The 19,327-nt window shown below is 60.8% G+C and carries 14 protein-coding genes; 10 read left to right on the top strand and 4 right to left on the bottom strand.

What is annotated here, in order from left to right; translation table 11 throughout:
- The first annotated feature begins 65 nt into the window (after positions 1 to 65).
- The 7 genes from ACUXV1_RS01015 to ACUXV1_RS00985 all read left to right on the top strand — a co-directional run bounded on the left by ACUXV1_RS01015 (position 66) and on the right by ACUXV1_RS00985 (position 11,088).
- The gene (locus ACUXV1_RS01015; protein WP_446014330.1) at positions 66 to 1,253 is read left to right on the top strand and encodes an O-succinylhomoserine sulfhydrylase; all 1,188 of its coding nucleotides are present in this window, start codon (positions 66 to 68) and stop codon (positions 1,251 to 1,253) included.
- Between the two features lie 203 nt (positions 1,254 to 1,456).
- The gene (locus ACUXV1_RS01010) at positions 1,457 to 2,104 is read left to right on the top strand and encodes a TetR/AcrR family transcriptional regulator (protein ID WP_019102939.1); all 648 of its coding nucleotides are present in this window, start codon (positions 1,457 to 1,459) and stop codon (positions 2,102 to 2,104) included.
- Between the two features lie 90 nt (positions 2,105 to 2,194).
- Positions 2,195 to 4,648: an acyl-CoA dehydrogenase gene (locus ACUXV1_RS01005; RefSeq protein WP_446014331.1), complete on the top strand. Its 2,454-nt coding sequence runs from the start codon at positions 2,195 to 2,197 to the stop codon at positions 4,646 to 4,648.
- Positions 4,649 to 4,774: 126 nt separating this feature from the next.
- Positions 4,775 to 5,152 (top strand): acyl-CoA thioesterase, encoded by a 378-nt coding sequence (locus ACUXV1_RS01000; protein ID WP_043631568.1) that lies wholly within the window; start codon positions 4,775 to 4,777, stop codon positions 5,150 to 5,152.
- 185 nt (positions 5,153 to 5,337) lie between these two features.
- Positions 5,338 to 6,840, top strand: coding sequence for an OmpP1/FadL family transporter (locus ACUXV1_RS00995; RefSeq protein WP_043631571.1), 1,503 nt, complete (start codon positions 5,338 to 5,340; stop codon positions 6,838 to 6,840).
- A 475-nt stretch (positions 6,841 to 7,315) separates the two neighbouring features.
- Positions 7,316 to 9,691, top strand: coding sequence for a 3-hydroxyacyl-CoA dehydrogenase/enoyl-CoA hydratase family protein (locus ACUXV1_RS00990; RefSeq protein ID WP_446014332.1), 2,376 nt, complete (start codon positions 7,316 to 7,318; stop codon positions 9,689 to 9,691).
- Positions 9,692 to 9,885: 194 nt separating this feature from the next.
- Positions 9,886 to 11,088 carry an acetyl-CoA C-acyltransferase gene (locus ACUXV1_RS00985; protein WP_019102934.1) on the top strand — a complete coding sequence of 401 codons (1,203 nt, stop codon included), beginning with the start codon at positions 9,886 to 9,888 and terminating at the stop codon, positions 11,086 to 11,088.
- Positions 11,089 to 11,169: 81 nt separating this feature from the next.
- On the opposite strand, the gene ACUXV1_RS00980 is transcribed toward ACUXV1_RS00985, so the two are convergent.
- Positions 11,170 to 12,603, bottom strand: coding sequence for a PilZ domain-containing protein (locus tag ACUXV1_RS00980; protein ID WP_446014333.1), 1,434 nt, complete (start codon positions 12,601 to 12,603; stop codon positions 11,170 to 11,172).
- A gap of 185 nt (positions 12,604 to 12,788) precedes the next feature.
- On the opposite strand from ACUXV1_RS00980, the gene ACUXV1_RS00975 reads away from it, so the two are divergent.
- From ACUXV1_RS00975 to ACUXV1_RS00965, 3 genes are all read left to right on the top strand, one after another.
- Entirely contained in the window at positions 12,789 to 15,050 is a 2,262-nt protein-coding gene (locus tag ACUXV1_RS00975) for a patatin-like phospholipase family protein (RefSeq protein WP_446014334.1), read from the top strand.
- A gap of 279 nt (positions 15,051 to 15,329) precedes the next feature.
- Positions 15,330 to 16,259: an esterase/lipase family protein gene (locus tag ACUXV1_RS00970; RefSeq protein WP_446014335.1), complete on the top strand. Its 930-nt coding sequence runs from the start codon at positions 15,330 to 15,332 to the stop codon at positions 16,257 to 16,259.
- A complete protein-coding gene (locus ACUXV1_RS00965; RefSeq protein WP_446014336.1) occupies positions 16,256 to 17,170 on the top strand; it encodes a lipase secretion chaperone in 915 nt (304 codons plus the stop codon). Before ACUXV1_RS00970 ends, ACUXV1_RS00965 begins: the two co-directional genes overlap by 4 nt.
- Positions 17,171 to 17,178: 8 nt before the next feature.
- On the opposite strand, the gene trpC is transcribed toward ACUXV1_RS00965, so the two are convergent.
- From trpC to bluB, 3 genes are all read right to left on the bottom strand, one after another.
- The gene (trpC, locus tag ACUXV1_RS00960) at positions 17,179 to 17,985 is read right to left on the bottom strand and encodes an indole-3-glycerol phosphate synthase TrpC (protein WP_446014337.1); all 807 of its coding nucleotides are present in this window, start codon (positions 17,983 to 17,985) and stop codon (positions 17,179 to 17,181) included.
- A 79-nt stretch (positions 17,986 to 18,064) separates the two neighbouring features.
- Positions 18,065 to 18,577 (bottom strand): prolyl-tRNA synthetase associated domain-containing protein, encoded by a 513-nt coding sequence (locus ACUXV1_RS00955; protein WP_446014338.1) that lies wholly within the window; start codon positions 18,575 to 18,577, stop codon positions 18,065 to 18,067.
- Between the two features lie 59 nt (positions 18,578 to 18,636).
- On the bottom strand, positions 18,637 to 19,275 hold the full coding sequence (gene bluB, locus ACUXV1_RS00950; RefSeq protein ID WP_019102227.1) for a 5,6-dimethylbenzimidazole synthase: 639 nt from the start codon (positions 19,273 to 19,275) through the stop codon (positions 18,637 to 18,639).
- Positions 19,276 to 19,327: the final 52 nt, after the last annotated feature.

Here is a 19,327-nt window from a genome sequence, read left to right as displayed (position 1 = left end):
AACGGCGGGTTTTCAGGCAATATGGGCGCTGGCTTTATCTTTGAAGCACCCGTAGAGACTCTTCAATGGCATCCGACAATACCGAACAAGCCTGTTGGCACCCGGAAACACTGGCAATCCGCGGCGGTCGCGAAATCAGCGAATATCGCGAACATAGCCAAAGCCTGCATCTGACTTCCAGCTTCACCTACGATTCGGCGGAACAGGCCGTGGCCATGTTTCTGGGCGAGCTGGACGGCTATACCTACTCCCGCTTCACCAATCCCACTGTCGCCGCCTTTCAGCAGCGCTTGGCGCTGATGGAGGGGGGCGAGCGCGCCATCGCCACCGCCACTGGCATGGCGGCTATCCAGGCCATCATGATGAGCCTGCTCAAGGCCGGCGACCACATCTTGTCTTCGCAAAGCCTGTTTGGCTCCACCACCAATCTGTTCGCCGGCCTGCTGGCCAAGTTTGGCGTGGAAACCACCTTTGTCGACGCCACAAACCTGCAAGCCTGGCGCGACGCCGCGCGGCCCAATACCCGTTTGTTGTTTCTGGAAACGCCGTCCAATCCTTTAACGGAAATCGCCGACATCGCCGCCATCGCCCAGATTGCGCATCAGCACGACGCCTTGCTGGTGGTGGACAACAGCTTCTGCTCTCCGGCCTTGCAGCAGCCGTTGAAACTGGGGGCGGATCTGGTGATGCATTCCGCCACTAAATATCTCGACGGGCATGGCCGGGTGATGGGCGGTGCGGTAGTGGGCAGCGATGCGTTGATCGAACAGATTTATCTGCATGTGCGTACCGCCGGCCCCACGCTGGCCCCGTTTAATGCCTGGACGCTGCTCTCCGGCATGGAAACCCTGCATTTGCGGATGGAAAAGCACAGCGCCAGCGCGCTGGAGTTGGCGCGCTGGCTGGAAGCCCAGCCGGCGGTGGAGCGGGTGTTCTATCCGGGGCTGGCCAGTCATCCGCAACACGAGCTGGCGCTTCGCCAGCAAAGCGGCGGCGGCGCGGTGGTGTCCTTCGTGGTCAAGGGCGGCAGGGAGGAGGCTTGGCGAGTGGTTGACCGGGTGCAGTTGATTTCCCGTACCGCCAATCTGGGCGACGTCAAATCCACCATCACCCATCCAGCGTCCACGACGCATGCCCGCATCACGCCGGAGGCCAGAGCCAAGGCCGGGATCGTGGAAGGCCTGTTGCGGGTAGCCGTGGGCCTGGAGCATGTCGAAGACCTGAAGCGGGATTTGGCACGCGGCCTTGACTAAACGCTTTCAACATGTGTTTCATTCAAACGGCAGTCTAAAATACGGACTGCCGCTTTTGTTGCCGCCCTGTTGAGTTTGGCCCGAGCGCTGTCGAGACATGTCTTGACATTCATCAAATTAAAACGTAAGTTTGAAACGCTTGTTCGAAAGCTGAAATGAGCAAGACCATAAAACCAGCAAATACAAAAAAGGCACTGGAAAACATGGAAGCAAGCCGCCCCGATACCGCCACCCGCATTCTGGACGTTGCAGAACGCTTGTTTGTGGAGCACGGTTTCGAAGCGACCTCGCTGCGCATGATTACCCAGCAAGCCGAGGTAAACCTGGCCGCGGTGAATTACCACTTCGGCTCCAAGGATGCGTTGTTCGAGTCCGTGTTCATGCGCAGGCTGGCCCCGTTGATAGCGGACTGCCTGGCGGAACTGGATAAGCTGGAGGCGGAGGCCTCGGAGGAGAAACTGTCGGTGGAAGGCTTGGTGCTGTCGTTCATACGCCCTTGTCTATCGCTGTCCAAGGACCCGTCGCGCGGCGGGGCGATGTTCGTGCGCTTGTTGTCGCGCACCTTGGTGGAAAACCATCGTCTGTTGCGTGAAACCATCTCCCAGCAGTACAGCGTGTTCGTCCAGCGTTACAGTCGCGCGTTTCAGCGCGCCTTGCCCTTGCTGGACACGGAGCAGTTGGCCTGGAGAATGCATCTTGCGTTCAGCGTCATGTTCAATGCCTTTGCAGGCAACGATGTGTTGAAGATCTTTACTCGAAGTCAGATCGTCAGCGCGCGGGATCCGGACATGATCGTCAAATACCTCGTGCCCTTTGTCATGGCTGGCCTGGTCGCGCCCATGGAAGGCTGATTCCGGAGCGCAGGGCAGGACGTGCCGATCGCGGCCGCGTCCCTTGCTGTTGCCGCCGGAATGGAAGGGTCAACACGAGGGTAAAACAAAATGATATCTGCCGTTGTTCTGGTCGTGCTGCTGGGCGCGCTGGCGTATTTCCGCGCGCCTGTTCTGGCCTGGACCGTGGGGCTGGCCGCCTGGCTCGCCGCGCTCCAGTTTATCTTCCACTGCCCGCTGCCGCCGGCGGCCTGGGCTGTTTTCGCGGTGGTCGCCGCCGTTCTCAATCTTCCGCCGCTGCGCCGCGCCGTGTTCACCGGGCCGGTGTTCGGCGTGTTCAAGAAAATCACGCCGGCGATGTCCCAGACCGAGCAGGAAGCCATCAATGCCGGCACGGTATGGTGGGATCGCGACCTGTTCTCCGGCAAGCCGGACTGGAATCGTCTGCTGTCTTTCCCCGATCCCAAGCTGACGCCGGAAGAGCAGGCCTTCATCGACGGCCCCACCGAACAGCTGTGTGCGATGATCGACGACTGGAAGATCACCCACGAGTTGAAGGATCTGCCGCCGGAAGTGTGGCAGTTCATCAAGGACAACGGCTTCCTGGGCATGATCGTCAAGAAGCAGTACGGCGGTTTGGAGTTCTCCAATTACGCCCACGCCAAGGTGGTCACCAAGATCGCCACCCGCGGCGGCACCGCCGCGGTGTCGGTGATGGTGCCCAACTCCCTGGGGCCGGGCGAGCTGCTGCAACACTATGGCACGGAGGAGCAGAAGGACTATTATCTGCCCCGTCTGGCCAAGGGCCTGGAAATCCCGTGCTTCGCGCTGACCAGCCCTTATGCGGGTTCGGACGCCGGCAGCATCCCAGACTACGGCATCGTCTGCCGCGGCAGCTACACCCATCCGCGCACCGGCGAGCGTTTCGACGATGTGCTCGGCCTGCGCGTCAGCTGGGAAAAGCGCTGGATCACTCTGGCTCCGGTGGCCACCATCCTGGGTCTGGCGTTCAAGATGTACGACCCGGAGCATCTGCTGGGCGATAAGGAAGACCTGGGCATCACTTGCGCGCTGGTCCCCACCGAGCACGAAGGCGTGGCCATCGGCCGGCGCCATTTCCCCGGCGGCGCGGCCTTCATGAATGGTCCGACCTGGGGCAAGGACGTGTTCATTCCGCTGGACTGGATCATCGGCGGTCGCGAGTTCGCCGGACAGGGTTGGCGCATGCTGGTTGAATGTTTGTCGGTGGGTCGTTGCATCTCCCTGCCGGCGATGTCGGTGGCTTCCGGCAAGATGAGCACCTTCGTCACGGGCGCCTACGCGCGCATCCGCGATCAGTTTGGCCTGCCCATCGGCAAGTTCGAGGGTGTGGACGAGGCGATGGCGCGCATCGGCGGCTACACCTATCAGATGGAGGCCTCGCAAGACTTGGCGCTGACCGGTCTCGATACCGGCGAGAAACCGTCGGTGTTGTCGGCCATCCTCAAGTACCACAACACCGAGCGCATGCGCAAAGCCATCAACGACGCGATGGACATTCATGGCGGCAAGGCGGTGGTGCTGGGGCCGCGCAACTACCTGGCGCGAGCTTATCAGGCGATTCCGATCGGCATCACCGTCGAAGGCGCCAACATCCTGACGCGCTCGATGATTATCTACGGTCAGGGCGCCATCCGCTGCCATCCCTTCGTGTTGCGCGAGATGAAGGCGGCCATGGCCAACGATGGCAAGGAGTTCGATGCCGCCATCACGGGTCACATCAACTTTGTGATCAGCAATGTGGTTCGTTCCTTGTGGCTGGGCTTGAGCGGGGCGCGTTTCGTCGGCGCCCCGCGCGGCGGCGAAGTGGGGGTTTACTATCGTCGGTTGACTCGTTTCTCCAGCGCTTTCGCCTTGCTGTCCGATATGGCGATGTTCAGCCTGGGCGGCAGCCTGAAATTCCGCGAGAAGTTGTCCGCGCGTCTGGGCGACATGCTCTCCGGCCTTTACATCGCCTCCGCCTGCTTGAAGCGCTTCGAGCGCGACGGCGCGCCCAAGGAAGACCTGGCGGTCTTGCAGTGGTCGGTGGAAAACGCTTTGTACGATGTGCAGCAGGCGATGGACGGCTTCCTCGCCAACTTGCCCAGCCGCATGCTGGCCGTGGTGTTGCGCAAGCTGATCTTCCCGTGGGGCCTGACGCTCAAGCCGGCGTCCGACCGCGTCGGCACCCAGGTGGCGCGCGCGATGATGGAGCCCGGCGCGACGCGTGAACGGCTGACGCGCGGCATGTATCTGCCAAAAGAAGAGGGCGATGCCGTGGGCGTGCTGGCTCACGCGCTGGAGGCCGTGCTGGCCACCGAGCCGCTGGAGCAAAAGCTGCGCAAACTGGCGCGCGACGGCAAGTTTGTTTCCGTTACCGCGCGCGAGCGCCTGGCGGAAGCCTTGGCGGCCGGTTTGCTCAATCAGGCCGAGTTCGACGCCGTCAGCCGCGCGCGCAAGCTCAAGCGCGACGTGATCATGGTGGACGACTTCGACAAGATGCTGGAGCAACATGATGACAAGCTGTTGCAGCGCTTGATCTTCTGAGCGTAAGGGGTAAGATTTGCCGGGATTCGTCCCGGCATTTCACGCCAGCGGCTGCGATGACGGCCGCTGGCGTGAAATGACGAAAGTCGCCAAAGCCGAGCGACGAGCAATAACAAAGGAGTGAGCATGGACCGCCCTGAAGTCCGGATTCCCACGCTGCGCGTGCGCGCGCTGCCAACCAGCACCAATGCTTACGGTCGAGTCCAGGCCGGTTGGCTGATGAATCAGATCGACATGGCCGGCAGCCTGGACGCCGAGCGCTTGTCGCGCGGCCCGGTGACCACGGTGGCGGTCAATACCTTTCAGTTCGCCGCGCCCATTCTGCTGGGCGACGTGGTGGACCTTTATGTCGAGCGGCTGCGAATCGGCCAGAAATCCATCACCTTGAAAATCACCGTCGAGGCGGAGCGCATAGATGGCTCGCATGAGGCGATTACCGAAGTGGTTGCCACATATGTGGCGATTGATAATGATGGTAAATCGCGTATTTTGGGTGAAATTTAGCGTTGTTCGACGCTTTTTAATATGCTTGTTGCAGAAATGTCTCATTAAACGTTTGTTTGGAACAAACACTCCAAAACCTTGTGGAATTGCTCTAATTCTCTGGTAGCATCAAATATGACCACTGCTTTTTATTGGTCATCTAACACCTAAGAACACTATAGCAACGCCAAAGAGAGAGGGAGAACATGAAACTCAAGCACCTCAGCCTGTCCGTGATGGTCATGGGCGCAACATTCGGTCTAATGTCCACCCAGGCCGTGGCCTCGGGTTATCAGTTTGGTTCGCAGAGCGTGTCCGGCCAGGGCACGGCGCATGCCAACGGCGCCGAGGCCAACGATCCTTCCACCATTTTCGCCAACCCGGCCGGTTTGTCGCGGTTGGAGGGCACCCAGATTTCCGGTGGCGCCACTCTGGTGGTGCCGCATTCCGAGTACACCGACAGTGGCTCTACCCGGGCCGTGTTGATCCCCGGCGCCACTGCCCAACCGGCTGGTGGCAGCAATGGTGGTAGTTTTGCGCCCAAGGCGGTGGCAGCTCCTAACTTCTACCTGTCGCACAAACTGAACGACAAGATCAATCTGGGTCTGGGCATATTCGTACCCTATGGCGCCAAGTTGGACTATGGCTTTGACTGGGCTGGCCGTTACGCGCTGAAGAGTGTGAATCTGCAATCGTTCAACATCAACCCGTCGATGTCCTTCAAGCTGGATGACCGCCATTCCTTTGGCTTCGGCATTTCCGCCCAGTACATGAATGCGTCGTTGGACCAAATGGCTGACGCTTCCACTGGTGTGAATGCCCGTATTTTCCAGACGGCCTACCAGCAAGCACTGGCGGGTGGCGCTTCGCAGGCAGTTGCTCTGGCCCAAGCCCGTGGCGCAGTTGGCGCGGCTGCGGTGAATGGTGATGGCCTGGCGCATGTTGAGGGTGACGACTGGGGCTTCGGTTGGAATATCGGCTATATGTTCCAGCTGAATGAGAACACCCGCTTTGGCCTGGCTTACCGCTCCAGCATTAAGCAGTCCTTGAGCGGCTCATCCACTTGGACATTCAACAATGTCACCAATAACGCTATTCCCGGTTTGCCACAAAACGGAGCTGGCGCGGTGGCTAAGGGCAAGCACCCGGATGCTACGGCCAAGGTGGATGTCACCACGCCGGAAACCGCATCCGCCAACTTCTTCCATCAGCTGAATCCGAAATGGGCGGTGATGGGCGATGTGACTTGGGTCGCCAACTCGCAAATGAAAGAGATTGTGATTCAGCAGTCCACGGTGGGCGGTGTGGCTCAGGGCGATATGGTGATTCACCAGAACTGGCGTGATACCTGGCGCGTGTCCTTGGGCGCCAATTACCAGTACAGCGATGCTTGGCTGTTCCGTGGCGGCGTGGCTTGGGAGCAGTCGCCGTTGCAGTCCGATAAAGATCGTCACCCGGCGCTGCCGGATAGTGACCGCTTGTGGCTGTCGCTGGGCGCCAACTACAAGATCAATAAGCAAAGCTCGGTCGACTTCGCCTATAGCTTCATCAACTTCACCAACGCCAATGTGAACTACACCGACGGCTGCAGCCCGGCCGGCACTAGCCCGACAACCGGCGCGGCTTGCACAGGCAACGGCGGCACGGTGAAGGGTAGCTACAAGACCTATCTGCAGTTGGTCGGTCTACAATATAACTATCGGTTTTAATTGAATCGGCGCCGCAGGGCGCGCGGATTTCAGGTCGGGCGGGCGCGGTGGCGCTCGCCCGGTTTTTACGTTTGCGGTGCGTCGAGTTTTCCACCTGTTTTCTCCCTCTATTTTTCCATTTACCCCCTGTTTTTTTGCCCAAATTGGGTTAGACTTATTTGTGAGAAAAGCGAGTGTTTGATATTTTTCAATACAGGCTTTTTCCAGCTGCGCTTGAGTCGCCGCCATAGTGGCTGCCAGCGCGGTTTTTCAGTAGATTGACGGATATCCATCGGCGATGAGGCGATGCCTTCGCCGCCAGGGTTCCGGGCGGGCCGGGCTTTATCATAATCACTTCCCGGCCGGTCAGTTGTGCCGGCTGCAGCGGCGGCGCGCCGCCGACTCAGCGCAAGGACGAACAACGCCCGTCCTTGAAGCAGGCTGAGCAGGCGAGAGGGGCCTGTCTCATGTTGTGTTTCAACAAAACGAGGAAACCATGTCTCAAACCAAGTTCAACGTACGCAAGGTAGCCGTGCTAGGCGCTGGCGTGATGGGGGCTCAAATCGCCGCCCATCTGGTGAATGCCAAAGTACCGACCATCCTGTTTGACTTGCCGGCCAAGGAAGGCGACAAGAACGGCATCGTGCTCAAGGCGCTGGAAGGCTTGAAAAAGCAGAAGCCGGCCCCCTTGGCCAATAAGGATGCCGTCAACCACATTCAGCCGGCCAACTACGACGACCACCTGCACCTCTTGAAGGATTGCGACCTGGTGATCGAAGCCATCGCCGAACGCATGGACTGGAAGGCGGACCTGTACCACAAAGTGGCGCCGCATCTGGGCGAGCACACCATTTTCGCCACCAATACTTCCGGCTTGTCGATCAACACGCTGGCGCAAAGCTGCCCGGACAATGTGCGCCCGCGTTTCTGCGGCGTGCACTTCTTCAATCCGCCGCGCTATATGCATCTGGTGGAAATCATTCCCTGCCTGACTTCGGACGCGCACATTCTGGATAATCTGGAGCGCTTCCTGGTGTCCAGCCTGGGCAAGGGCGTGGTTCGCGCCAAGGATACCCCCAACTTCGTCGCCAACCGCATCGGCGTCTTCTCGATGCTGGCCACCATCGCCAACGCCGCCAAGTTCGGCATTCGCTTCGACGTGGTGGACGATCTGACCGGTCCGCGCCTGGGTCGCCCCAAATCGGCCACCTTCCGCACCGCCGACGTGGTGGGCCTGGATACCTTCGCTCACGTGGTCAAGACCATGCAGGACACTCTGCCGCAAGATCCGTGGCACGGTCTGTTCCAGACTCCGGAGTGGATGCAGAAGCTGATCGCGGCCGGCGCGCTGGGCGCCAAGACCAAGGCCGGCATCTACAAAAAAGACGGCAAGCGCATGCTGGTGCTGGATCCGGCCAAGGGCGAATACGTTGGTGCCGGCGAGAAGGGCGACGACGCGGTCAAGGACATTTTGAAGATCGCCAACCCGGCGGAAAAATTCCAGAAACTGCGCGAAAGCAGCCATCCGCAGGCGCAATTCCTGTGGGCATGTTTCCGCGATGTGTTCCATTACATCTCCCACCATCTGGCCGATATCGCCAATTGCGCGCGCGACGTCGACTTTGCCATCCGCTGGGGCTTCGGCTGGAGCGTGGGTCCGTTCGAGACCTGGCAAGCCGCCGGCTGGCAACAAGTGGCCAAGTGGCTGGACGAGGACGTGAAAGCCGGCAAGGCGCTGAGCGCCGCCGCGCTGCCGGCCTGGGTATTGCAGGGCGACCGCGCCGGCGTGCATTTCGCCGAAGGTTCTTTCGACCCCGCCGGCAACAAGTTGGTGGGCCGTTCCAGGCTGGATGTGTACCAGCGTCAGCTGGCGCCTGCCAAAGTGCTGGGCGAAGCGTCCGCTCCGCTGGGTGAAACCGTGTTCGAGAACGAGGGCGTGCGCGCCTTCACCACCGGCGACGAGGTTCTGGTGGTGTCGTTCAAATCGAAGGCCCATGCCATCGGCCCGGCTGTGATCGAGGGCTTGAACAAAGCTATCGATATCGCCGAAGACCGTTTCAAAGGCTTGGTGATCTGGCAGACCGAGGAGCCGTTCTCCGTCGGCGCCGATCTGCAGTCGATGATGCCGGCCTTCATGATGGGCGATTGGGACGCGATTGACGCGACGGTGCGCCGTTTCCAGGAAACCTCGATGCGCCTGCGTTACTGCCAGGTGCCGACGGTGGCCGCTACCCAGGGCTATGTGTTTGGCGGCGGTTGCGAATTCGCGATGCACTGCGACAAGACCGTGGCGGCGCTGGAGTCCTACGTTGGTCTGGTTGAGGTGGGCGTCGGCCTGCTGCCGGGCGGCGGCGGCTGCAAGGAGTTCGCTCTGCGCGCCGCGCAAGAAGCGCGCGGCGACGTGTTGGCCGCATTGAAGGATTACTTCATGGCCATCGCTACCGCCAAAGTGGCCACCAGCGGCTTCGAAGCGCAGGAAATCGGCTTCTTCCGCAATGGCGACCCGGTCGTGTTCAACGCCTACGAGCTGTTGCACGTGGCGAAGCAGCAGGCGATCGCGCTGGCCGAAGCCGGCTATCGTCCGCCGCTCAAGGTCAAGGGCTTCCCGGTGGCGGGCCGCAGCGGCGCTGCGTCGGTCAAGGGCCAGTTGGTGAACATGCTGGAAGGCAACTTTATTTCCAAGCACGACTTCTTCATTGCCGGGCTGATTGCCGACGTAATGACCGGCGGCGACGTCGAGGCGGGCACCCTGGTCAACGAGCAGTGGATTCTGGACCTGGAGCGCAAGGCCTTCATGACCTTGCTGAAAAACTCCAAGACTCAGGACCGCATTGCGAATATGTTGACTACCGGCAAGCCGCTGCGCAACTAAGTGCTTGGGGACGATTCTGCTGCGCGAGCCGATATTGAATGCTGTGATGCTCGCCGTACCCCATGTACGGCTGCGCTTCTCGCTTCGATCTCGGCCCGCTCGCGACGAATCCTCCCGCAAGCGCGGCCAATAGCCAGATGAAAGGCCGCTTGATCGCCGCAAAGCCGATCAGGCGGCCGACAGGAGAATCGAAAATGAGCAAACAAGTACAAGAAGCTTACATCGTCGCCGCCACCCGCACCCCGGTGGGCAAGGCGCCGCGCGGCATGATGCGTCATGTGCGCCCGGACGATATGCTGGCGCACGTGATTACCGGCGCGCTGGCCCAAGTGCCGAATCTGGACCCGAAACTGATTTCCGACTGCGTGGTGGGTTGCGCCTTCCCGGAAGCGGAGCAGGGCCTTAACATGGCGCGTATCGGCGTGCTGTTGGCCGGCCTGCCCAATACCGTGGGCGGCATTACGATCAACCGTTACTGCTCGTCCGGCATCAACGCGGTGCAGATGGCCGCCGATCGCATCCGCCTGGGCGAGGCCGACGTGGTGATCGCCGCGGGAGCCGAGTCGATGTCTCTGGTGCCGATGATGGGCAACAAGGTGTCGTTGAACCCGGAAATCTTCGCCAAGGACGAAAACTACGGCATTGCTTACGGCATGGGTCTGACCGCCGAGAAAGTGGCGCAGCAGTGGGGTGTGTCGCGTGAAGATCAGGATGCGTTCGCAGTGGAATCGCATCGCCGCGCTCTGGCCGCGATTGACGGCGGCAAGTTCAAGAGCGAGATTACGCCGCTGGAGGCGACGTATCGCACGCCCAACCTGGAAACCGGCGAAGTGGCGGTTAAAACCCGAGTCCTGGACACCGACGAAGGTCCGCGTCGCGAGACCACGCTGGAGGGCCTCGCCAAGCTGAAAACGGTGTTCGACGCCAAGGGCTCGGTCACTGCCGGCAACTCTTCGCAGATGTCCGACGGCGCCGGCGCCGTGATTCTGGTGTCCGAGCGCGTGCTCAAGGAGTTCAAGCTGACGCCGCTGGGTCGCTACGTCACCTTCGCGGTCAAGGGCGTGCCGCCGGAAATCATGGGCATTGGTCCGAAAGAGGCGATTCCCGCCGCCTTGAACCAGGCCGGCCTGAAGCAGGACGATCTGAAGTGGATCGAGCTGAACGAGGCGTTTGCGGCTCAGGCTTTGGCGGTGATCCGCGATCTGGAGCTGGATACTTCCAAGGTGAATCCGCATGGCGGCGCCATCGCCCTGGGCCATCCCCTGGGCGCTACCGGCGCCATTCGCACCGCCACCTTGGTGCATGGCATGCGTGACGCCGGGCAAAAGGGCTATGGCATGGTGACCATGTGCATCGGCACCGGCATGGGCGCCGCCGGCATCATCGAAGTGTTGTAAGCTTGATTTGCCCGCTTAAAAAAACCGGCTTGCAATCGCAAGCCGGTTTTTTATTACGCGCCAGCCCGTGGCGGGCAAGGCTTAATCCACTTTGGACAGGGTGTCGAAGTCGCTGTGGCTGCAGTCCTCGTATTCGTGCTGGGGCGTTTTGAGGCGAATTTGATAGGACTTGCCCTGCGCAGCCAGCACCAGTTGCTTGTCCGGCTGCGTCAGCGCTTTGGGCATCAGAAAGTAACGCTGGCCTTTGCGGGAATTGGGCTGGGTAATGTAGATGGCGGTGGAGGGCGGCGAGTCCGCATGCTCAGGGTCCAGCAGCGATACGCCAACAGGGTTTTGCCCGAGGATTTCTATGCCAACCTTGGTGCCGTTGCTCTGGCGTAGAATACGGCGGATCACGCCCAGCAATTGAGGATGGTTGTCCGCCTTAACGAGGATGACGCGGCCGATGGCCAACTGCTCCACCGCCTTGCCGATGAAGGTGAGGCCCATGCCGGTGGAGCTGATGTCGTTGATGCGCCAATCGCTGGCGCGCTCGGGGTCCTGCGTCGGCATGTCCTGAACCTTGACTTGATAGGCTACGCGTTCAAAGCCGATGCTGACATGGGCGTTGGACGCATGCAGGGAGCGCTCCGACTTGCGCAGCGACTTGCCGCCGTCGGTAGACCAGCGGATGGCCAGTTTTTCGCATAGAATGGCCCATTCCTCGCGTTCCAGGTCGCCGTTCATGGCCTCTAGGGCGGGAGGGATCCGTCTGTCCAGATCAAACATCAGATCCGCCAGCCGGCTGGTGATTTCGTAGGCGGACCAATAGCGGTGCCATTTGCCGGCCATGCCGCGCAGCATGGCTTGCGGCGGCTCGGGCATCGACAGGTTGTACACGAAAATAGGTTCTTCCACCGGAGGTTGCTTGTCCAGCGGAATGCCCTGGCTCAGCATCATCAGCAATTGGTCGACCGCGACGATTTCCTTGTGCAGCATATTGTCGGTCTGAGCCAGGAACAGCATTCCGGCCTGAATCAGCAACTGTTCACAGCTGAACTCATCCGGGCTGTTCAGGTAAAGCTTGATAGGCTGTCGGGAAAAGCCGCTTTCCTCGGCTTGGCTGAAAAAGCGGAAACCGTTTTGCCACGCCGCGCCTTCCGGCTTCAGGTAACGCAGCGAATTCCAGGCGATCAGCCGCATCTGATGATGCAGGCCGCGGATGGTGACGATGCGGATTTCGTCTTCCGGCACCGCGTTGGGGTGGCTTTTGTACAGCCGCAAGCAAATCTGGTAGGCGGAGGACAGTTCGTGCCAGTAGGCCAGGATGGTGGGAAGATAGCCTTTGCTGCCGCCTTTGGAATGCAAGTAGTCCTGGCATAGCTGGCGGTGGATATTGTTGGCCTTGTCGTCGACGTAGACCAGGGTTTTGACCCGCTCTTTCAGCGAGATCTCGGTGTCGGTATTGATTTTGGCGACGGCTTTGATGATTTCCACCAAGGCGCCGAAATATTCGGCTTCGGGCAAGTCGCGCACTAATAGGGTTGCGGACTGCGCCACTTCGGAGGCAGTCGTGTTTTTGTTCAGTAGGGAACTGACAAGTGATTTGAAGTCAAACATTTAGCCCGGCTTTATAGGAAATTATGTTTTCATTGGCATATTGCTATATCTTACGCCACGCGCAGGCGCGGGTGAAACGGTAATTCTCATTATTTACCCATATGCTTACAAATAACAATCGCTGGAATCAGCGACAGTGGCTGGCCTCGCTGCTGTTGCTCGGGGTTTTGTCGCAAACGGCCAGGGCGGACGGAACAGAAGAGCTTGGCGTTTATCCGCCGCAGGGTGTGGGTTTGGTGCTGGGCGGCGGCGGCGCGCGGGGTTTTGCCCACCTGGGGGTGCTGAAGGAGCTGGAGCGTTTGCGGGTTCCCATCGCCTGTATCGCGGGAACCAGCGCGGGGGCCCTGATTGGTGGTATTTATGCAAATGGACTGCCTTTGGCGCAGATGGAGCACGAATTCGACGCCGCTGATTGGGATGCCTTGTTGTCCGGCAAGCCGACGCGGGCGGACGTGCCGTACGACCGCAAGCGTGATGATTACAAGAACTATCTGGACATTACCTTCGGCCTGAAAAAAGACGGGCTGAAAGTACCGCGCAGTGCGATCAACTCGCAGGAAATCGAGCTGTACATCCATAAGCTGACACGTGACCGCGTGGTGGGTAGTTTCGATCAGCTTCCCATTCCGTTCCGGGCTGTCGCCACTGATCTGGCAACTGGCGAGCCGGTGGTGTTTTCCCAAGGCTCGCTGGCGCGAGCGCTGCGCGCCAGCATGGCGGTGCCGGGATTGTTCGATCTGATCGAGGACGACGATGGCCGCTTGCTGGTGGACGGCGGTTTGGCGCGCAACTTGCCTATTCAGGATGTCAAAGGCCGCTGCGCGGACCGGGTGATCGTCGTCGATGTGTCCACGCCCTTGATGAAGGCGAAAGAGATCAATAGCCTGTTCGATGTGGTGGCGCAGACCTCCAATTTGATGGTCAGCCGCAACGCCAAGGAACAACTGCGCAAGCTGGACAAGCGCGATCTGGTGATCAAGCCGGATCTGAGCGGCTATACCTCGGCCTCCTTCAGCGAACACCAGGCCATCACTCAGCGAGGGGAGGAGGCGGCCAAGGCGCTGGCCAAGCAGTTGTCGGCCTATTCGGTATCCGAAGAGGAATACGCGGCGTGGAAACGCCGACTGGTGCGGCCGCATTTCCCCTTGATCGACAAGATCCAGGTGGAGGGCAAGCCCGGCCAGTTCACCAAGCCGGAGCAATTGGCCAAATCGCTGGCCTTCTCCTCGGTGGTGGAGCCGATCAGCAGCGCCCAGTCCCGCTTGCGCGGCGTGTTCGCCGGAGGCGATTACGACCGGCTGACCTACCGCGTGGACAATGTGTCCGGCCGCAATGTGATGACGGTGTCGCCGCTGGAACGCAGCATTGGCCCTAACTTCCTTCGTTTTGGCTTGAACCTGAACAGCGCGACGCCGGGCGAGAGCAATTTCAACTTTTTGGCCTCGCATGAATGGCGCAACGCCAACAGCGCCGGCGGCGCCTGGCGCAATGATGCCTCCATAGGCCAGAACAAGCTGTTCAAGACCGAGTGGTACCAGCCGCTGTACGAGGGCAGCCCGGTATTCGGCGCCGTGTCCTTGGGCTATCGACAGGACTTTCTGCCGATTTATAACGCTGACCATTCGTTGAATACAGAGTGGAACAACGATGTGGGCAGCGTGCGGCTGGATGGCGGCGTGGCTTTGGGGCAGTACGGCGAGTGGCGGATTGGCGCGTACCGGGACGATAATCACTTTGGTTCCCGAGTATCGTGGTTTCCCGGCTTTGTGCCGCCAAACTTTCGGGATACCGGGGTGGGCACCAGCCTGATAGTCGACCAGTTCGACAACCCGCGCTGGCCGCGCTCCGGCTACTTCTTCAGTGGCCGGTTGACCAAGAGCATTCCGTCCTGGGGCAGCGATGTCAATCTGACCAGTTACAATACGACCTTGGAGTACGCCAAGACGCTGGGCAGCATCACAATAAGGTTGAGCGCCAAGAACAAGGGGGCTTTGAATCTTAAGGACAGAGAGGATGCCCAGACCTTGCCCAGATCGCTGGGCGGCTTTTTGAACCTGAGCGGTTATCAGGAATCCGAACTGATCGGCGATCGCTCGTCCCTTTTCCGCTCCATGCTGTATTGGCGAGCGTCCAGCCTGCCGTCCGCCATTGGATCTGGCGTTTACGCTGGCATCTCGATGGAGCTAGGCAAGATTTGGGGCCGAGTGCGGGCTGAAGATTTTACGTCGCAAGATACTAACTGGATCCCCGCCGGCTCGGTTTTCCTGGCCGCGGACACCATTATCGGGCCGTTCTTCGTTGGCGTCGGCACGGCGAGGGGCGGCAAGCCCACTGCCTATCTGTACTTGGGTTCCGACTACTGAGCGAAGTCCGGGCAGCGCTCGGGCAAACCAAAAACGCTATATGGCTGCGGCCATATAGCGTTTTTTATTGTGCAGCTGTCTGTTTAGTCAGCTGGTTTCTAATCTTTTGGACGGTTGAATTTTTAAGTTGTTGTATTTTCTGTTGTTGATGTGTGACGTAAAAATACAAACGTTTGAATAATTCTGGTGTTTTCAGCGGCTTTCCCCTATTAACAATCTTGGGCATGCAAATAAGAGCAAATACTCAGCCCGCATTTCATCGACTAGAGGAGAAACACCATGAAGAAGTTGCTTCACGGAGCATTGCTGTGCCTGGGACTATGGCTGCCGCTGTCCACGGCTTACGCCGCCGGCGGCTATACCCAGACCCGCTATCCCATCGTGCTGGTGCATGGTTTGTTCGGCTTCGGCCAATTACTGGGAGTGGATTACTTCTACCAAGTGCCGGCGGCCTTGCGTTCAGACGGCGCGCAGGTGTTCGTGGCCGAAGTGTCCGCGCTGAACAGCAACGAGGCTCGCGGAGAGCAGTTGTTGCAACAGGTGCAAAAAATCATTGCCATCACCGGCGCCGCCAAGGTCAATCTGATCGGGCATAGCCAGGGCGCGCCAACGGCGCGCTACGTGGCTGGGGTGAGGCCGGACCTGGTGGCGTCGGTTACATCGGTGGGCGGCGTCAACAAGGGGTCGGTGGTGGCCGACATCGTACGCGGCGTGGCGCCTTCGGGCTCGGTGTCCGAGGCCGTGGCGGTTGCCGTGGCGAAGGCTTTGGGCACGGTCATTCAGTTCTTCGCCGGTACTTCAGGCCAGCCGCAATATCCGGTGGGCGCCTTGGATTCCTTGACCACCGCCGGCTCCGCCGCTTTTAGCGCCAAATTCCCGCAAGGGGTCCCGACCAGCGCTTGCGGCGAGGGGGATTACCAGGTCAACGGCATCCGTTATTACTCTTGGACCGGCTCGGCCACCGTCACCAATATTCTGGACCCGCTATCGGCGCCGATGGGCGTGCTGGGCCTGGCTTTTGGTTTCACGCCCACCGATGGCCTGGTCAGCGCTTGCTCGGCGCGGCTGGGGCAGGTGATCCGCGACAATTACCGGATGAACCATATGAATGAGATCAACCAGAGTTTCGGCCTGGTCAGCTTGTTCGAGGTCAGTCCGGTGAGTTTGTATCGGCAACAGGCCAACCGCTTGAAGAATACGGGGCTATGATGCGGCGCGCCTGGGTGGGCTGGGCTTGCGCGCTGCTGTTGGGCGGGCTGGTCTGGCTGGGGCGGCCTGGCGCTGATGAGGTGGCGGCCCAGGCCGGCGGCTCCGCGCCGCAGGCGGCGCCGTCGTTGCGCGGCACTCAGGTCGACGGCCGGGCGAGCGCGGAGACGAGCGGGGCGCTGAGGGTGGACGCGGAACTGAGACGCTTGTTCGATTACCAATTGGCGGCGTTGGGGGAGCGAGATCTGCCCGCGGTCCGCAAGGCGGTGCAACAGGCCTTGCAGGCGCAATTGAACGGAGCGGCCCTTAAGCAGGCGCTGGAGTTGTTCGACCGCTATGTCGCCTATCGTCGTGCTTTGAGCGATGGCAAGGCGGCGGCGGGCGGCGTGGCCGAGCGTTTGCAGCAGATGAGGGCGCTGCGTTTGCAGTTCCTGTCGGAGAGCGAAGTGGCCGGCTTGTTTGGAGAGGAAGACCTTTACGACGACTTCACCGTCAAGCGGTTGCGCATTGCCGCCGACGTCAGCCTGAGCGCCGAGCAGAAAGCCGCGCGGCTCAAGGCCTTGGAGGCGGGCTTGCCGGCGGATCTGCGCGCGGCGCGCTTGGAACCGGTCAAGCACTTGACCTTGGCCGAGGCGGAGGAGACTTTGCGGAAGAAGGGCGGAGGCGAACAGGAGCTGTACGCCTTGCGCGCCGGCATGGTGGGCCAGGCCGCCGCCGATCGTTTGTCGCAGTTGGATCGCGAGCAAGCGCAGTGGCAGTCCAGGGTGGAGGCTTACCGCTTAGAGGCGCAGCGCTTGCAAACGGTTGCCGGTTTGGACGCCGCGCAGAGGCGGCAGGCCTTGGCCGGCTGGCGCGCCCAGCGCTTCAATCCGCAGGAGCAATTGCGGCTGGACGCTATCGTCCCGCCGCAATAGTCGGCGGCTTAGCGGTTTTCTTCGTTCTGAAACAGCCGGGAGAGACCTTCTCCCGGTTCTTTTTCCCGCATGAAGGCTTCGCCCACCAGGAAGGTATGGACCTGGTGGCTGCGCATCAGCCGCACGTCGTCGATGGTGGCGATGCCGCTTTCCGTGATGGCGATACGGCCGTTCTCAATTTGAGGCAGCAGTTTCAGCGTGGTGGCCAGGCTGACTTCGAAGCTGCGCAGATTGCGGTTGTTGACGCCGATCAGTTCTGTTCTCAATTGCAGAGCCTGTTCCAGTTCGTCTGCGTCGTGCACTTCGGCCAGAACCGCCATGCCCAGTTCCATCGCCAGGGCTTCCAACTCGCGCATCAGAGGCAACTCCAGCGCGGCGGCGATCAGCAAAATGCAGTCGGCGCCCATCGCGCGGGCTTCGTACACCTGATAGGGGTCGACGATGAAGTCCTTGCGCAGCACCGGCAGGCGGCAGGCGGCGCGGGCGGCCTGCAAATAGGCGGCGTCGCCTTGGAAATACTGGCGGTCGGTCAGCACCGACAGGCAGGCAGCGCCGTGTTCGGCGTAGCTGGCGGCGATGTCGGCCGGACGGAAGTCTTCGCGGATCACGCCTTTGCTCGGGCTGGCTTTCTTGATCTCGGCGATGACCGCGGCTTGGCCCAGCGCGTGTTTGGCGCGCAGCGCGGCGACAAAATCGCGACGATCGCCGCTGAGCGCTTCCGCTGCGGCGCGCACCGCGCTCAGAGGCCGCTGCGGCAAGGCTGCGGCGATTTCTTCGCGTTTGGTGGCAATGATGGTGTTGAGTATGTCTGACATGCTTGAGTCTGCAATCCGGCCAAGTCGAAAGAAACGACCATCATGCAGGAACAGCCGTGGCGTTGACAAGCCGTGTCGTTCAGTCCTTCTCTGCTGGGTTTTGTCTGCGGGGCACGTCGACGATGCGCGGCGGGTGGCCGGTCAGGTCCAGAAAGCGCATCAGCTCGTCCATGGGCAGCGCCAGCGTGCTGGTATTGACCAGCGGATGGCAAAGGATGGCGTCCCGGCGGCTCAGCGCCTGATCGATGACGACGGAGACCTGACGGTCGCGGTCATTGAAGGCGGCCAAAAGCGTCACCGAGCCCGGCGTCAGGCCCAAGCAACGTTGCAGGCGGTCAGGCGAGGCGAAGCGCAGGCCCTTGAGTTCCAGCAATTCGCCCAGGGCCTTGATGTCGACCCCAGCGTCGGCAGGCACCGCCAACAGCACATGCTGGCGGCCCTTGGCGTCGCATAGAAACAGGTTTTTGCATTCCGCGCCCGGCAGGCCGGGCGCTAGGCGCGCGGCCTCTTCGCAGGTGTAGACCGGGGGGTGGTCGAAGCGCTGGCGGCGGATCTGGTGCTGGTCGAGAAAGTCGTACAGAGCATGTTCCATGCTCCGCAGGCTAGCATGACGGCGGCGCGTGCTTCAATGGTCGCGCCGCCAGCTTTGGCTCAGTCGCGCCAGCGGTCTTCAAACACCAATTGCTCCAGAGGCTGGCGGCTGGCCCACTTTTCTTGTTCCAGCATGGGTTGGGCGTAGAACTCGGCGACATGGCCAAGACACAACACGGCAATGGGTTTTGCGCCCTCCGGCATGCCCAGCAGCGCGGAGAGCGCGGCCGGGTCGAACAAGGACACCCAGCCCATGCCCAGGCCTTCGGCGCGGGCCGCCAGCCACAGGTTCTGGATGGCGCAGGCCACCGAGGCCAAGTCCATTTCCGGCAGAGTGCGGCGGCCGAACACATGGCGTTCGCGGCCGTCCATCAGCGCGGCTACCAGCACTTCGCCGCAGTCGCGGATGCCTTCCACTTTCAGGCGCAGGAATTCTGCTTGGCGCTCGCCCAATTGATCCGCGGTGCGCAGGCGCTCGGCGTCCACCAGTTTGCCTATTTCCTCGCGCAGGCTGCGGTTAGCGATGCGGATGAAGCGCCACGGCTGCATATAGCCGACGCTGGGCGCGTGGTGGGCGGCTTCGAGCAGCCGTCGCAGCAGCGCCGGGTCTACCGGGTCCGGCAGAAAATGGCGCATGTCGCGCCGTTGTTCTATCACCCGGTAGATGGCGGCGATGTCTTGATCGGGATAGCGGTGCATGGGGAGGCCTTTCTAAAGAACCTGTTCGAGATCTGCTGCGCTTCAGCAATAC

It is taken from the genome of Chromobacterium sp. W521, assembly GCF_052805975.1.
The sequence above is the reverse complement of the archived record's forward strand: the minus strand, read 5'-3'. Positions and strand labels throughout refer to the sequence as shown.